12 protein-coding genes are annotated in these 16,695 nt (G+C 35.1%); 2 read left to right on the top strand and 10 right to left on the bottom strand.

Features of this window, described 5'->3' with window-relative positions; genetic code table 11:
* The first annotated feature begins 21 nt into the window (after positions 1-21).
* Complete coding sequence (locus tag ACOH2D_RS01085; protein WP_449534122.1) at positions 22-2,427, top strand: nSTAND3 domain-containing NTPase; 2,406 nt, start codon at positions 22-24, stop codon at positions 2,425-2,427.
* 99 nt (positions 2,428-2,526) lie between these two features.
* Here the strand turns inward: ACOH2D_RS01085 and ACOH2D_RS01090 are convergent, their stop codons facing one another.
* Positions 2,527-4,179, bottom strand: coding sequence for an isocitrate lyase (locus ACOH2D_RS01090; RefSeq protein ID WP_449534123.1), 1,653 nt, complete (start codon positions 4,177-4,179; stop codon positions 2,527-2,529).
* Positions 4,180-4,263: 84 nt separating this feature from the next.
* Positions 4,264-5,862 carry a malate synthase A gene (gene aceB, locus ACOH2D_RS01095; RefSeq protein ID WP_348035845.1) on the bottom strand — a complete coding sequence of 533 codons (1,599 nt, stop codon included), beginning with the start codon at positions 5,860-5,862 and terminating at the stop codon, positions 4,264-4,266.
* 121 nt (positions 5,863-5,983) lie between these two features.
* Here aceB and ACOH2D_RS01100 point away from each other — a divergent pair, with 121 nt between their 5' ends.
* A complete protein-coding gene (locus tag ACOH2D_RS01100; protein WP_449534124.1) occupies positions 5,984-7,459 on the top strand; it encodes a helix-turn-helix domain-containing protein in 1,476 nt (491 codons plus the stop codon).
* A 154-nt stretch (positions 7,460-7,613) separates the two neighbouring features.
* Here the strand turns inward: ACOH2D_RS01100 and ACOH2D_RS01105 are convergent, their stop codons facing one another.
* The 8 genes from ACOH2D_RS01105 to ACOH2D_RS01140 form a co-directional block, all read right to left on the bottom strand.
* Positions 7,614-9,311 (bottom strand): FUSC family protein, encoded by a 1,698-nt coding sequence (locus ACOH2D_RS01105; RefSeq protein WP_449534125.1) that lies wholly within the window; start codon positions 9,309-9,311, stop codon positions 7,614-7,616.
* Between the two features lie 92 nt (positions 9,312-9,403).
* On the bottom strand, positions 9,404-9,922 hold the full coding sequence (locus tag ACOH2D_RS01110; protein WP_348035842.1) for a hypothetical protein: 519 nt from the start codon (positions 9,920-9,922) through the stop codon (positions 9,404-9,406).
* A gap of 179 nt (positions 9,923-10,101) precedes the next feature.
* The gene (locus ACOH2D_RS01115) at positions 10,102-10,461 is read right to left on the bottom strand and encodes a four helix bundle protein (protein ID WP_449534126.1); all 360 of its coding nucleotides are present in this window, start codon (positions 10,459-10,461) and stop codon (positions 10,102-10,104) included.
* Between the two features lie 398 nt (positions 10,462-10,859).
* Positions 10,860-12,095, bottom strand: coding sequence for a DUF6638 family protein (locus tag ACOH2D_RS01120; protein ID WP_449534127.1), 1,236 nt, complete (start codon positions 12,093-12,095; stop codon positions 10,860-10,862).
* A gap of 43 nt (positions 12,096-12,138) precedes the next feature.
* Positions 12,139-12,732 (bottom strand): NUDIX domain-containing protein, encoded by a 594-nt coding sequence (locus tag ACOH2D_RS01125; RefSeq protein ID WP_348035839.1) that lies wholly within the window; start codon positions 12,730-12,732, stop codon positions 12,139-12,141.
* 202 nt (positions 12,733-12,934) lie between these two features.
* Positions 12,935-14,893 (bottom strand): AAA family ATPase, encoded by a 1,959-nt coding sequence (locus ACOH2D_RS01130; protein WP_449534128.1) that lies wholly within the window; start codon positions 14,891-14,893, stop codon positions 12,935-12,937.
* Between the two features lie 181 nt (positions 14,894-15,074).
* A complete protein-coding gene (locus tag ACOH2D_RS01135) occupies positions 15,075-15,368 on the bottom strand; it encodes a four helix bundle protein (protein WP_449534129.1) in 294 nt (97 codons plus the stop codon).
* A 199-nt stretch (positions 15,369-15,567) separates the two neighbouring features.
* A complete protein-coding gene (locus ACOH2D_RS01140) occupies positions 15,568-16,629 on the bottom strand; it encodes a hypothetical protein (protein ID WP_449534130.1) in 1,062 nt (353 codons plus the stop codon).
* Positions 16,630-16,695 lie beyond the last annotated feature (66 nt).

A 16,695-nucleotide genomic window follows, 5' to 3' on the forward strand; every position in this document is an offset into this window, starting at 1 on the left:
AACTCTACTTTTAAGTATTTAATGTCAAACTACGATTTTTCCACTTTAAGCCCATTAGATTTCGAGAAATTAGCTTGTGATTTAATGACTGATTATTTTAAAGATGAATTTAACTTTGGGCATTTTCAAAGTTTTAAAGCAGGTAGAGATCAAGGGATAGATATACTTTTATCCACTCCGGAAAATGATTATGAAATTATAGGTCAAGTGAAACATTATCATAAGTCAGCTTTTTCTAAACTAAAATATGATTTAGAAAAAACAGAAAAGGATAAGGTTTTCCAACTTAACCCAAAATCATATCTAATTATAACTTCTCAAGAATTAAGTCAACAGAATAAAAAAGAAATAAAGGAAATTTTCAAACCTTATATTAAATCTCTAAATAATATTTTTGGAAGAGAAGATTTAAATAGGCTAATTAAAAACAATAAAAAAATAGAAGAAAAACATTATAAATTATGGTTTTCAAGCTCTATAATTTTTAATAAAATCTTAAACTATAAATTCCACGGAAGAAGAAAGGAATTCAGTAATAATGTCCTCAAAAGAAAGTTTAGAGTTTTTGTTATTACAGGAGATTTTATCAAAGCACAAAATACTTTAAAAGAAAATAAATTTATCATTCTGACAGGTGAACCTGGAGTTGGAAAAAGTACGTTATCCGAAATGATCATTTATGACTATATAAAAAATGATTTTGAGTTAAATATTATATATGATGACATTAAGGATATCGAAATTAGCCTGATAGATGATAATTCTAAACAAATATTTTATTTCGATGATTTCTTAGGCCATACTCAAGCTGAAATAAACAAATCAAAATCTGCTGAAATATCTTTAATAAGAATAATAAATAGAATCGAAGATCTAGAAAATAAATATTTAATTTTAAATACTAGAAAATTCATTCTGACCTCATTTATTCAAGATTCTGAAAGACTACAAAAATTTAATCCATTACGTTCTGAAGCAAAAATTGAATTGGATACATATTCATATTCTACGAAAAGAAGAATGTTAGATAATCACATACATGAATCTAGTTTAAGTATAGACCAAATTGAGATAATTACAGATTTATCCCATGACATTTGTAGACATAACAATTTTACCCCAAGAATAATCGAATTCTTTACAGGTTCAGAAGTTTTAAAATTAAATAAAACCGAATACAAAACTTTTATTGAAAGCAATCTTGAAAATCCGAAAACAATTTGGAACCATGCATACATGAATCAAATTTCTGACTATGATAGATTTCTTTTAAATACTTTGTTCTCATTCAAGGGTGAAGGATCGATAAATCAATTAAATGAGGCATATCAAAATAGACTGGATTTTGAAGTGAAAAACAATAATTACATCAAACCAATCGATTCATTTAATGATAGTTTAAGGAGAATGAATAATGGATTTATAGTTGTGAGCGATTATGAACCAAAATATGTAAGTTACATAAACCCTTCATTACAAGACTTCTTAAAAAACTTTATTCAACATAATAAATCTGAAATAGAAAGAATTTTACTTGCGTCAAGATATATTGAACAATGGTATAATTTTTACACGCCATTTATTACTCCAAAAAACGAAATCCCTCAAGATCTTAAAACTTTCTTTAAAAATCAACACTCAAAATTATTTAATAATGTCAATGAGTCTAGGGATTATTTTTTAGCTGCCATTTTTATCTTTCATTTTATTGAAGAATCAGAATACAAAATAACAATTGGTCTAATCGAAAGCATTACTAATTGGGATTTTCTAATCGACGATACCGAACTGCATTTTTACTCTAAAAAATTTCTTAATAATTCTAAGAGTAACGTCTTTTTAAATTTTTCAATCTCAAATTTAAAGATTGAATTTTTCTATAACATCTTGATAAATGAAAATTCTCTTAAAGAATTCATGTATTTTTCTAAATTAATTATTAATCATTTTGGTTTTGATTTTTTCATATTTTTTCGACAAGAAGAAATCTTATCGTTGAGTCTGTTAGAAAGTTTAAATCATATATTTAAACAAGATTTAGAAGAAAAATATAATTATCTTAAAAATGAAAATGTTGAAAAAGATATTCATCTTGAAATAATTGACGAAATTGAAAATCATCTGGAGTTTATAAATAATAATATTTTTAAAAAATTTAATATTGATTACTATTTTATAAAACATCAAGATTGGAATGAGTTTACTAATATAAACCTAATTGAATCTGACTATCGAAATACAGTTAGAAGAGTGGATTATGACTATGATTACCTCGCTGACAATTACTACTATCAAGAAGAATATAATTATGAAGAAAACCCAACTAAAGAATATTTAAATTTAGATGAATTGATAGAAGAGTTCAAATTAAAAAAAGCGCAAAACGATATTAATTTGTTTGACGAAAAAGAAGACCTCCCATTTTAGGAATAATGAATTCAGAATCGATTTAAATTAAATTAAATTAAAAACTCCAGTCGCTAAACTGGAGTTTTTAATTTATAGAATACATCTTTGTTTAAACATTTAGGCTACCACGCTCAATTTCTCTTCAACTTCAACTTGGTTAGTGAGCGCAGTCGAACTATCAGTTTCCACTTCAAATTGATTTGAGGTGTTTTTATTTCCATCTGCTTTTAAGGCATTATCCCCTGCAAAAAATGTTTTATGGTCATCGCCAAGGTTGGATCCTGCCATTCGTTGATGCTTTACGCAAGCAACGCCTTTTCGAATTTCTTGGCGCTGAACACCTCTTACATAAGCCAACATGCCTTCCTCCCCAAAATAACCTTCCGTTAAATCATTCATATGAAGCGCTGTGGTATGATAGGTGGGTAAGGTAATCAAATGATGAAAAATACCCGCTTCTCTTGCACTATCCCTTTGGAAGGTTTTGATTTTCTGATCGGCACGATAACACAATTCTGAAGCATCATATTCGGCATTCATTAAATTATTTCTATCATAAGCGGTCATGTTTTCACCTTCCGAAAGCATTTCATCATAAGCTTGATTACGGAAATTTAAGGTCCAGTTAAAAGAAGGCGAATTATTATACACCAATTTTGCATTTGGAACCGCTTTCTTAATTCTGTTAACCATATGGGCAATTTGCTTCACATTTGGTGTTGGCGTTTCAATCCATAGTAAATCTGCACCATTCTGAAGACTGGTCACACAATCTAAAACCACACGATCAATATTTGAACTCTCTTTAAATTGATACAAACCATTTGGCAAACGTACAGGACGCACTAATTTACCATCTCGTTTTAGGAGCACATCGTCTTCTTTGGCATCTTTAATGTCAATTTCTTCAGCTTCAACAAAAGCTAAATATTGTGAAGCCAAATCTCCAGGTTCATTGCTCACTGGCAACTTTTGAGTCAGACTGGCACCTTCTGAATCTGTGCGGGCTACAATAATTCCGTCGTCAACGCCTAATTCCAGAAAGGCATATCGGATGGCATTTAGTTTGGCGATAAAATCTTCGTGCGGCACCGTCACTTTTCCATCTTGATGTCCACATTGTTTCGCATCAGAAACTTGATTTTCAATTTGAATCGCACAAGCGCCAGCTTCAATCATTTTCTTGGTCAATAAATAAGTCGCTTCTTCATTCCCAAAACCTGCGTCGATATCTGCAATAATTGGAACGATGTGGGTTTCAAAATTATCGATTTGATCTTGGACGTCTTCGCCATTTTCAAGTCTTCTGAATAAATCATTGAGCTCAATAGCGTCGGCTTGCCGTAAAAAATCATAAATTTCTTTTATTAAATCAGGAACAACTGTTTTCTCATGCATCGATTGATCTGGCAATGGTCCAAATTCTGACCGTAACGCCGCAACCATCCATCCTGATAGATACAAGTATTTTTTATTGGTTGTTTTGTGATGCTTTTTAACTGCAATCATATTTTGTTGTGCTACAAAACCATGCCAGCACCCTAAAGACTGCGTGTAACTTGAAGCATCAGCATCATATTCAGCCATATCTTTTCTCATAATGGCTGCTGTATATTTAGCGATATCCAATCCTGTTTTAAAACGGTTTTGAGTAACCATCCGCGCTGCGCTTTCAGGGTTTATGGCATGCCAAGTGTTGCCATACTTTGCTTTAAGGTTTCTTACAGTCTCTACCGCAGAACTGTAATTACTTTGTGCTAAATTTTTCATAGTTTTGTGTTTGATTATTAAAGTTTTTCTAGATTTTGGTAATTACGTCTCGTACACTATTTCCGTAGTTGCGAGACATTTTTTTTATAGGTATTGATAGGCTGGCAACGTCAAAAACTCTTCGAATTCCTTGTTGGTTACCAAAGTGTTGAACAACTCTATCGCTAATTTGAATTTTGTATTTTTCATGTCTACTTTTCCAAATTCCTTGATCAGTTTTTCAACTTCATCATCAAAAACAGTATCGTAAAGCGCTCTTGTGAATTTTCGTCCATCTTCCAAAACGACTTCATTCTTCAGCCATTGCCAAACTTGAGTTCTTGAAATTTCTGCGGTCGCCGCATCTTCCATCAAATTGTATAAGGCTACGGCACCGTGACCTCTTAACCAGGCCTCAGTATATAAAATGCCGACGTTGATGTTTTTCCGCACGCCTTCTTCGGTTACTGTACCTAAAGGCAGCTCAACTAAATTTTCTTTTGTAATCACGACATCATCTCTGGTCACGTGAAACTGATTGGCCGTTGGCATGCGTTTGTCAAATTCGCTCATCGCCACCGCTACCAAATCAGGATGTGCTACCCAAGTGCCATCGTGACCATTTTTGACTTCGCGCTCCTTATCTAAGCGGACCTTTTCCAAGGCCGCATTGTTGGCTTCTGGATTGTTCTTGATCGGAATTTGAGCCGCCATCCCACCAATGGCATGGATCCTTCGTTTATGGCAACGCTGAATGACCAATTTTGAATAAGCCGCCATAAATGGGGTGGTCATCGTTACTTGATCACGATTTGGGACCACAAAATTGTCATGATTTCTGAATTTTTTGATATATGAGAAAATATAATCCCAACGACCGCAGTTTAGTCCGACAATATGATCTTTAAGCTCATAGATAATTTCGTCCAACTGAAAACTTGCCGTAATGGTTTCTATCAAAACTGTGGCTTTAAAAGTCCCGATTGGCACTTCCATATAATTTTCTGCGAAATCGAAAACTTGATTCCACCAGCGTGCTTCCAAATAGTGCTCCAATTTTGGTAAATAGAAATACGGTGCCGAATGGTTTTCTAACAAAGTTTTGGTATTATGAAAAACATACAATCCAAAATCCACTAAACTACCAGACATCTCTTCTTTGTTGATCTGCATATGGCGCTCATTGAGATGTAAACCTCTTGGACGCACCATTAAGACCGCCGTTTCGTCATTAAGCTTATAGGATTTCCTCCTTTGAGCATCGTAGAGAGAAATGGTTTTGTTGTTGGCATCAATAAGATTCTGTTGCCCTTCAATCGCATTGGCCCAAGTTGGTGCATTACTGTCTTCCAAATCGGCCATAAAAGTTTTAGCTCCAGAATTCAGGGCATTGATGACCATTTTTCGGTCAACAGGCCCGGTAATCTCAACACGTCTATCTAATAAGTCCTTCGGAATTGCGCCAGCCACCCAATTCCCTTCTCTGATGTTTTTAGTTTCAGCAGGGAATTCCGGGAACGCGCCTTTATCAAATAGCTTTTGTTGTTTTTCTCTAGCTGTTAGTAATTCAAGACGCTCTTGATTAAATTTTTCGTGTAAAACTGATAAAAATTCGAGGGCTTCATCGGTTAATATTTCAGGATAGTAGTTTTCTACAACCCCTGAGAATTGAGTTTTTGGTACGCTTAAAATGTTGTTTTTCATGATGTTGATGTTTTGATACAACAATGATATAAAAATCTTTTTTAAAAAACAAGCGAACGTTCGCTAAATAATTCAATTCGCTAAAAATTGATATTCGCGAAAAACAATTATATTTGTCAGCATGGAAGAAGAATATATCAAACTTATTTTTGGACTTAAATTAAAGCAGCTCAGGACAGAGAGAAGTCTTTCGCTTTTTGGTCTATCTAAATTATCAGGATTATCAAAGTCGTATTTAAACGAAATTGAAAAGGGAAAAAAATATCCAAAACCCGATAAAATAGCCATTCTTTCTGAAAAACTGGAAGTACCATACGACCAGATGGTGTCCTTGAAATTGGACAAAAACCTCGCGCCCATCGGCGATATCTTAAAATCTAAAATTCTAAAAGAAATTCCTTTGGAACTTTTCGGGATTCAAGAAAGCACGCTCATTGATATCGTTTCGAATGCGCCGGCAAAGGTCAATGCCTTTATAAGTACCATTATCGAAATTGCACAGAACTATAATTTCAGTAGAGAAAGCTTTTATTTGGCCTCCTTACGATCCTTTCAAGAAGCCAATCATAATTATTTTGAAGACATTGAACAAGCGGTGATAAAGTTTGCAAAATCCTATCAAATCGATTTGGAAAAACCGATCAGCTCTGACGAATTGAAGGAAATCCTTATTGAGGAATATGGCTATTCACTTAATGAAACGGAATTGGACAAACATCAGACATTGGATATGCTTCGGTCCGTGTTTGTACCAAAAACGAAAACACTTTTGCTGGCCAGCCAAATGGACGATGCTCAGCGTACTTTTATTTATGCTAAAGAAATTGCTTATAATTATTTAGAATATAAAGAACGCCTCTATACCTTTTCATGGATTAAATTTGAAAATTTCGATCAGGTTTTGAATAATTTTTACGCCTCGTATTTTGCCGGTGCACTCATTTTGCCAAAAAAGACCATTTCAGAACAATTAACCACGCTATTTGAAAAAGAGATTTTTGATAAGCATTTGTTGTTAGAAATCATCGCAGCTTTCAACGCCTCTCCAGAATCATTTTATCAACGCCTGACCAACGTACTGCCCAAAGAATTTAATATTCAGGATTTATTTTTCTTACGGTTTACGCATCGTGCAGGAAGTGAACGCTTTCATCTTAAAAAAGAATTACACTTATCGCAGCAGCATTCGCCACATGGTAATGAAACCAATGAACATTATTGCCGACGTTGGATTTCTTTAAAAGTTTTAAAAACCATCAGTAAGACCAAAGAAGATCATGTTTTTGACTTGCAAATTTCGAATTATCCTGATGACGATATGAAATACCTGGTTTTATCCTCGGCAACAAAAGATCCATTTAAAGAGAATCAATACCGAAGCATTAGCATCGGACTCTTGATTAATAAACAACTACAACGTAGAGTTTCTTTCCTCAAAGATCCTAAAGTAAAAACCCAGGATGTTGGCGTAACCTGCGAACGATGTGCCATTGCTGATTGTCAAGTACGGCAATCGCCACCAATACTATTGGAACGAAAAGACAAAAACGACCAGATTGAGATGGTAGTTGCGGATTTACAGAAGCGATTTGGATAATAACACTATGTTTTTGTCATGTCGAACGCAGGGAGACATCTCATAAAGAGTATGGGATTCCTCCTTCGTCGGAATGACAAAAATAAAACACCGGAATGACAAAAACGAGAATGTTGGAATGACGAAAACAGAATGCCTTAAGGATAAATCAATCTCAATTCTCAACCGATTTTAAAGAATCAATCTGACGTTGTAATTTTTTTATTTGATCTGTATTCGCATTCACTTTGGGAATGGACTGAATTGAATCCATTTCTTTTTGCATCATATCCAAGTCAGATGGCGTTTTGACTTCATCATAATAATAACCAATGCCTTCACTGGCTCTCCACGCTTCGTTCAATTGATCATAGACGGTTTTATCCCATTGACTTGGATGTTTGACATCAATCCAGATGACATCACGATATTCACTATCAATCAGTGCTAAATCTGGTGTGGCCGATCCATCAAACTTTTTTGAATATTCTTTTACTGCTGAAACGGTGCCTAAGAAAAACATCCGTCTTCTACCCGCGATATCTTTAATATATGGTCTAAATTCAACAGGTTTATTTACCGACCAATCCACCTCCTTACGGGATTCGATGATTTTTAAAGGCATTGCGGAAACTCCGGCGTAACCTTGTTTCCTGGCCGCATGATCATAATAATATAATTTATCGGTGCCATCAGCAGGCACAAATACGCTATAGGCCAAACTTGTGCGCTCATCGCCAATGGGCTCCAATCCGAACCAATGGTACAAACCATTATAAGCTTTAGCATCGACGCCCTCAAAATTGAAATCGGTTACAAAAGGCTGTTCATTTTGATCGTCTGGCATATCGGGAATTTTTACGGCCGTTTGCATTTTCCATGGCAATGGATCCGTAAATCCGCCTAAAAACTTTAAAGATTCCGCTTGTAAGCGTGACACTTTTTCTGAGAGCGTATTCTGCTTGGTCAAAAACGGATGATTTTTCATTTCCTCTGGACTGATATATGTGCCTTTCCCGATCAAGATACGTTCCACATAATCATTGAAGTCGTGTTTCCCACTATCAATGACCATCACACCTCCAAAAGTTGGATATGGAAAAAAGAAGCCCTTACATTTGATCAAACTCACCACTTCTACCCATTTTCCTGAATCGTTTTTCATGTAAAACGTATCTCCAGGCTCCATGGTAAACAACTGAAAAATATTGAAACGTTGTACCACGGCATGATAAGTATTTCTACTAAACTTTAAAGATTCGCCAATAGAAAAGGTCACAGGAATGCGATTTTCACTGGAAAACCTTGGAAATGGCGAGGTACTGGAAACTGAAAAGATCTCTTCAGTATTCTCACTGATTTGCTGCATGGTATATTTTTCAGACGGCTGGATAGCCATCGTCCATCTGTTCTCGCCATCGACTCTTACCAAATGCGGCAACGACACGTCCTTCGTTTCTCCAACCGATTCGTTGGCCATAGAGAAAATATTGCGCAATGGTTGGATGCGTTCGTTTTGTGTAAGCGGCAATTCGTTGATTTGAACTTTATTCAAATGATTGAAAACATTGTAGGTTTTCATATAATCATACATCTTAAAGTGCCAACCAATGTAGTAAAGCGATCCAAAAAACAACACTAAAAGTGCCAAAATACCAATGCGCCGTCCAACGCCGACCGAGTTTCGAAAACTTCGCAACCCGAAAAACAATACCAAACCTATCACCAGAATTACAAAAATGAATTTCCTGATCCATAATAAAAAGGGTTGATAATCATCACGAAGGAAAAACAATAATGCTATTAAAACCACTACTCCAATGATGGTTATGGTTTTTTGTCTACTTCCTCTATTCCAATATTTTTTTAGCATGGCCTTTTCTGTTGTGTGTTGTTTGTCGTAAAGTTGATATAATCAGAAATTCAAAAATCGTTAATCTTCAATCGTTATTCACTACTCAAAAATCACATCAATCCTTTATCCTTCAAGCGTTCTCGCGCACTTTTTTGATTCGGATCTTTGAGAACTTCCTTTTCTGCTTCTTCTACAACTTTTGGTTGTCGTGTTGAAATATCCTTAATAAAATCACGACCTTGATCAATGGCACCATCCAATTTTCGCTCTATAGAATCACTTTGCGCGTCAATTATTTTTTCAGACTTTAAAATAAATCCGCCAATATAAGTTCCCAAAAGCGTACCGACAATACTCGAAGCAAATACTGAAATCGTAGCAACATCAATTGGAATCAGGAATCTCGCAATCAAAATTCCAACCAGAAATATCATTCCAACAAATACCAACCGCAGCAAGAATTTTTGTTGATATAGAAAACCTGTAGGATCATTAGGCGACATCTGAAGCTTTTTGGAATACATCATTTTATTAAAAAAACGATACAGTCCGTTGCCGTTTGACTCTCTCCAATACAGAAGAATTCCGAATAAAATTGAGCCGATAAAAACGATAATTTCTAGTGTCATGTGTAAAAGCTGGAAGTTTGAAGCTCGAAGCCCGAAGCTTTGAACTTGCAGATGATTAATTCTATTTCTAATGCAATCATAAGTTATCATATTTATGTTTGAAGTTGGGAGCATGAAGCGCGAAGTTTAACAATTATTGTGGTAAAAAAAGTATTACTTCGCGCATCCAAATTCGTGCTTCATGCTTTTTTAATTCTGTTCCTAAATGCAATGGTCATATTCATTAAATCAAAACATGCTTTATAGAATTTAAGAAAATCGTCTTCATTCAAACAATTTCTTCTTTTCGCTTTATGCAAACACGTCACTACTTCGGCAGTTGATCTTATTGCATAACCTAAGAATTTTCTATATTCAGCATCTGATTGCAAAATTGAACCTTCTGAAATATTCAATGCTATAGAATCTGACGCTCTTCTAACTTGGGAAGAAAGATTATATAGCTCTTCTTTTGGAAACTTATATGCTAAAGCATTCATCTCCTCTCCCAAGTCCATCGCTTTCTGCCAAATTATTAAATTTTCAAATTTAAATTTCATGATAAAAAAAGTTGGAAGCTGGAAGCGTGGAGCACGAAGCTTGACTATTGCTATTTAATAAAATTATTTCTATTTGAATCATAAACTTATATTTAGGTTTGAAGCAAGAAACTGAAAGCAAAACACTTTAGTTTAACTTCAGTTTATATTCCAAAACTTCAAAAAATGACATTTCTTATACGTTTTATCGATGAAATATTAAAAACTCAACCGAGTCATTACGTACATCATTTCTTATTTTATTGCTAAAGTTTTATGTTGCAAAATATTCCTCGCGTTTTTGCGAAAGAATCAAACCTTCAAATTACAACTCTCTAATATCTAAATTATAAAGATATAAAACTTCATGCTTCGTGCTTCAATCTTCCAACTCTATTCTTCATGCTTCTAGCTCTTAGCTATATATTGTTACGGATGGTTTCAATCACCCAATCTTTCAACGATTCATCCCAATCCTTATAATTTTTATAAAACTGCTCTTTATCATACCAATACAAGAATAAAACATCCAAAGGCGAAATATTAACCAATAATTTCCAAATCAAATCCTGATGCTTCGGACTCAATGATGAATGCGGTTGTTGCAAGGCTTCAAAAAGTTTGACATCTACAATATCTGCCAATTTATATTGGTTGCTGACTTCCATTTTTTCGAGATAAAGCTCAACACTCATGACTTTCTTACGGTCTTCAATCGTCATTTTGTTCAAATAGCCTTTGAACAGCACTTTGTCATCCAAAATATCTTTTATTGGGTTTTGGGTGTCCTTTAAAATCTGAGAAAACATGAATTTTTTGATACGTTCATAGCGTGGTGTCTTTACCACTTCTTCTAAATCATATTCGATAATTAAATGGTCTTGTAATTTATCGAGCAATTCTGGTTGCGAAATGTGATAAATAAAAACCTCATGAGACGTATCTTTTATGGCTTCCTTATGCCATTTCTCATCTTCGAACACCATAATTGGCGCTATGAAATCTCGTAATAGATACACACCTCCAAATGCGCTGGTGTAAAACGAATCCGTTGAGAAATAAAGCTCATTGAGCTCTAAATTTCGGTGTCTTAAATCGCCATAGGTTTTTGCCGAGTCCAACAACTGTTGCTGCAGGTGTTCATCAATAAAATTATTGCCCTGTTTAAAGCTATCAATCAGTTGAAACTGCTTTTTTTGCTCCTTATCAAGATTGTTGATCAGTTTAAAACTTATGGAAATATCCTTGTATTTTAAAATATCTAAAGGCTCATAAAAGGCATCGATATATTGGTCAAAATCAATGCAAATCGCACAGTCTCTCGTAATATCATTGATTTTTTCTTCATAGGTTTTAAAGATGTGCTGCATCATATCCCTATCAAAAGTATGAAAAGGCACATACACAGGTTTTCCCTTTTGCAATGGCGTTATGATGATACCGTTTGGATTGGCCTCTCCATTATTTAGATAATGAATTTCCTTTTTTTCTTCAGCAATTTCAGGACTCCAACCAATTCCGTCAATAGAAAAACCCGAGAGTTTTGTTTCAGCAATTCCCAAAGTTTTCAGGCACTGATTGTAACGCTCAACAAACTTCCCACTAATTGGGATGAGTTCATCTCTAAATAAATGTGCTGCTTTTAGCTTTTCCATTAACTGGTTTCTAGTTTCTAAAATAAACTTTATTCTTTATTCTTTATTCTTTATTCTTTATTAAATCATTCATTTGTGCATACTGTAACAACATGATTGTTTTAGCATCTCGAATGTCTCCTGATTCCATCATTTTGAGAGCTTTTAAAAACGGCATTTCCAAAACTTCAATCTCTTCATGTTCTCCCGCAACACCGCCACCTTCATTAATCTTCATAGCATCTGTATAAGGCGCAATAAATAAATACATTTTTTCTGTTAATGCTCCAGGAGACATATAAGCTTCCAGAACCTTTTTAACTTCTTTTATTTTATACCCCACTTCTTCTTCCACTTCTCGAATGATGGTCGATTCTGGGGATTGATTTTTATCAATGGCTCCAGCGCAGACTTCAAGTGACATGGCTTCATCAGGATTAGTTTCGTAAATGGGCATCCGGAATTGTTTCGTCAAAATAACAGTCCTCTTTTCAATATTATATAACAAAACGCCTGTGCCATTTCCGCGATCATAACTTTCTCTTGAAACGCGTTTCCATGTACCGTCTTTGAATTTATAATCATAATCAATCTGAAGCAAAGTTGCCCAAGCTTTAGAAAGGGTTTTATGGACGATATTTTTTATGTTTTCTGACATTCTTTGTTGTTTGTGTGGTGTTAATCGGTTTAATGAACTCATTCATATTAGACAATAATTCGTTTAATTTTCATAGAACACTGATGATGCTGATTCTGCTGATTTCCACTGATTTATTAGCCTTTATTTCAGTTCGTCTCTCATGTTTATTGATGAACTTCTATTGTCTATTTTCTATACTCTATTTTCTTCCCTCTTTTCTCTATTTCTCAAACTTCTTTCGTGCTTCCAATTCTATATTGAGCTGATTGACTCTTGAATCGACTTGACGTTTAAAATCGGTGTCGGCTATAGTGGCCACATTATCAAGATAACGCACCACTTCCTGACGTCTTATTTCTGAAAAATTAAGACCTTTCATATTAGCGCGCATCAATTCCTGTAGCATGTTGAATTTGGTATCATACGTCTGTTTAAAATAAAATTCCGGATTATCGAACCAAGCCGTTTCCAAATCAAAATCAGTTAAACGCAATGAAATGGCCGATTGGATATTCCTGACATCACGCGATGAAAAGAATGGAAAAACCTGTTGGATTTCCTTATATAAATTGGCGTAAAACTGATGTTCATTCGTTTGAAACTGCTTTTCAACACGATCATAAACGGCATGGACTCGTTCTTCTGAAGGCTTATCCACAGATTTCAAGATTTCTCCCATGCTTTTTATCAAACCTTGATCTTGAAGATATTTATATTGATCAGGATTTTTCATATTTATAAAATCTGGCATGGTGTCCTGTAACTTGCGCCACCATAAATGATCCTGATCCAAAAAGTCGTTTTCCGTTCGGGCGCCGTCAATCTTGAAACGTCCCTGAACTCTTGAAATCACGGCTTTATCTAACATTTCTGGTAAATTGGTAAATAATCCGATGGCGCTGTTGCCATAATTTACCGCATAAGCACCTTCGGTATATCTTAAAAACACACCAATAACTTCTTTAACACCGGCGGAAACCCCTTGAGCGGTTCGCTCCTGTAAATTGTTTTCGGCATCATCAATCGGCGCAAAAATCAATTTTGTGGGATCTTGCATGGGTTTCATCCACTCCACCATTTTCTCTGCCGAACCACCTTGAAAAGTGGAGATCAAGGTATCTGGCATCGGATGAAATAAAAACGGGATTTCTAAATGGTCACAATACTCTTTTAATCGCGTCGCAATAGCGGCAATGAGCATACTTTTTCCTGTTCCAGGGATGCCGTAGCCCATAAAGACTGGCATAAATCCGCCCAATTCCTGAAACGGATTTTTTTTTGCCGTAAAATCATAACTCAACATTCGCTCCGTTAAACGCCGGGCAAAATGTTTGGCGTCTTTATTACCGACAATTTGCTCAAACTTTATTTTGTTGAACTCTATACTTTTGGCAGCACCGGCGAAAGCGTTATTCCATCCAGAAATCGCGAAATCTGAATGCTCCAGTTTATAAGTGCGATCCAAAATAGTTTCTTGATATTCTAAAGTAGATTTTCGCATTTGGATTTCGTCAATCAGCGCTTCAAAAAACACCACTGTAAAATCAGCCACGTCCTTATCGCTTTTGATAATATCTGGATGTCCCAAATACTTATCATAATAAAATAAAGTACAGGCCACACCTTTTAAAGGCGACAGTAACGAAACCTCAGGAATTCCTGCAAATTTCTGTTTCATGACGCTCAAATCGTCGGAAGCATATGGTTTTAGGTTATGTAAAATATTATAGGCCGCGGCAAACAACATGAACGCTGTAGCGGTGTGCATTTTGCTTTCATATTCTCTTTTTCCCAAGCTGTCCAATGAAGCTTTACGCTCATTTAAACTGGATAATCCTGAGGCATGATAATAACTGTCCTTGATCCAAATCCCCAAAGTCAGACCTTCCTGAACGGCATTTAAGGTTTGATTGAGTAACACAGGAATGGCAATAGAATCTGGCAACAGACGTTTTTTAAGCTCCAAAATCGTTTTAGATACCGAAGTCGTTTCCGGATTATTTGAGCCGTTATTGGCTCTAGAAAGATAAAGCAGAATTGAATCGTCCTTAGCATTTTTGTCTTTGCTTTTGGCACGTTGCCCTTGCTCCCATTGGATGCTTTTGAGATACGATGCTGCTTCATCACGAAGCATATCGAGTTCGTTTTGTTTTATGGGGAATGTGGAGTTTTGTTGCATATTTTTTAAGTCTTCAGTTGGCAGTCTTCAGTCCTCAGTTGCCAGTCTGCAGTTAGCAGTCTGCAGTTAGCAGTCTGTATTTTACTGATTTGTTTTTGAATTGCCATTATTATTTTAATCCGAATTTATCGGGATTGTTGATCATATAATTTAAGAGTCTTCCAATTTCTTCACTCTTTAGTTATAATTCTATTCTCTTAGGTTCAGCTACATAATCAAAATCCAAGGCAAAATCTAACCACAATTGAGTTTCAGAATTTTCACTATCAGCATCAGATAATTTACTTTTGAAATGCTTTTCATATTGTCGTTTTCTATAAGCTTCTGCAATTGCTAAGCAAACAGCTCGGCTTGATCTTACCTTTTGAGACGTCAATACAAATTGTTCGGATTTCGGAAAACCCTTTGTCACGTGGAAAATATCCATGGCTAAATCAAATCCTCTCTGATATGCTAATAATTTTTTGAAACCCATGTTTTTAGTCTTCAGTTGGCAGTCTTCAGTCTTACTTTTAGATTGCCGTTAATATTTTAATCCAAAATTTTTCATAATAGAGCTAAAGAATTCCAGTATTCTTTATAATTCGTTTTTCAGCCCTCAGTTTCTACATTAATGACTACAACTATTTCAATTCGACAATTCTGCCGACTGAAGACTGCTGACTGCCGACTTTTCAAACTTTACTTATTTTCAAATCCGCAATCTGAATCGGTGGTTTGGCCAACCCATTCATGATTTCAGGTGTTTTACTGTACAATAACTGAATAATGCGATGTGGCGCCAAGACATAACTTTTTTGGATGGGTCCGTTCCATTTTTGTAAGATCTGTTTGGAGAAATAGCCGCCTTCAGAAAATTCACTTCCAGAAGTCACTTCGTCAATACTTAAGGACAATGCATACGATTCCAATGGCACCTCTTTATTGGCAATACTTTTTAAAATGGCATGGGTAATTTGATTTTCGTCCTTGGCAAAAACATTATGAAAAGGTCCCAAATCAACCCTTTTGATATGTTTTGGTTTGATATCCTTTAATTTTCTATCAATGCCATACGCCATGACCTCTAAGGTCATGTCTCTATCGGCTGAGTTTTTTAGTACCTCGTAAATTTGTGTTTTGTTGTTTTCAATATTAGAACCTTCAAAATCGAAGTACATATAGCAGATAAATGGTCGGTTGCAGCCGACATCAAAAAAGCTCCAGCTAGTCATATATTCAGCACCTGAACCTTCTGGCGCTTTTATGATTTTTCCTTGAACAAAACGATTAAAAATATATTTCTGTTCTACGGAAGTATAATAAACAATAGAAGCCGCTTGAAAGAGTCTGCTTTTTTTAATGGGTTCTTTTTTTCGGAGCAAGGTATCCAAAAACTCTTCCTGCAATTCACTCACATCTTTGAGCTTGTCGATATAATTTTCCCTCAAGGACAAATCATTAAACAAATAGCGGAATTCCAAATAGTTGGGGAAGCCAGATTCCGTGAGATCAACTTTCATATTGTCTTCCTCATCATACATGTACTTGACACGCATGGCTTCAATGGAATACAAGAGCAAATCAGCATATTGCTTAAAAAAAATGATTTCTTGTGTGGTGCACAATTGTTCACGTTGTGCACTTACTATCAATTCTTTTAGAGCAAAATCGACCATTTTATGATAAAAGACATATTGCTCTTTAGAATCGAGATATGCAGAATCTAATGGTGTGACGATTTGATTGATGGACACTTTTTTGGAATTAAAAATTAATAATGGATAAAATCATGAATGAACGACGAAAATTATTATTGCCAA

The organism is Gelidibacter sp., from assembly GCF_053579655.1.

Coding starts and splice junctions, on each gene's coding strand:
- ACOH2D_RS01105 (WP_449534125.1), bottom strand. CDS start 9,311: ATGCTAAAAAAATATTGGAATAGAGGAAGTAGACAAAAAACCATAACC.
- ACOH2D_RS01120 (WP_449534127.1), bottom strand. CDS start 12,095: ATGGAAAAGCTAAAAGCAGCACATTTATTTAGAGATGAACTCATCCCA.
- ACOH2D_RS01100 (WP_449534124.1), top strand. CDS start 5,984: ATGGAAGAAGAATATATCAAACTTATTTTTGGACTTAAATTAAAGCAG.
- ACOH2D_RS01130 (WP_449534128.1), bottom strand. CDS start 14,893: ATGCAACAAAACTCCACATTCCCCATAAAACAAAACGAACTCGATATG.
- ACOH2D_RS01085 (WP_449534122.1), top strand. CDS start 22: ATGTCAAACTACGATTTTTCCACTTTAAGCCCATTAGATTTCGAGAAA.
- ACOH2D_RS01115 (WP_449534126.1), bottom strand. CDS start 10,461: ATGAAATTTAAATTTGAAAATTTAATAATTTGGCAGAAAGCGATGGAC.
- ACOH2D_RS01090 (WP_449534123.1), bottom strand. CDS start 4,179: ATGAAAAATTTAGCACAAAGTAATTACAGTTCTGCGGTAGAGACTGTA.
- ACOH2D_RS01135 (WP_449534129.1), bottom strand. CDS start 15,368: ATGGGTTTCAAAAAATTATTAGCATATCAGAGAGGATTTGATTTAGCC.
- ACOH2D_RS01125 (WP_348035839.1), bottom strand. CDS start 12,732: ATGTCAGAAAACATAAAAAATATCGTCCATAAAACCCTTTCTAAAGCT.
- ACOH2D_RS01110 (WP_348035842.1), bottom strand. CDS start 9,922: ATGACACTAGAAATTATCGTTTTTATCGGCTCAATTTTATTCGGAATT.
- aceB (WP_348035845.1), bottom strand. CDS start 5,862: ATGAAAAACAACATTTTAAGCGTACCAAAAACTCAATTCTCAGGGGTT.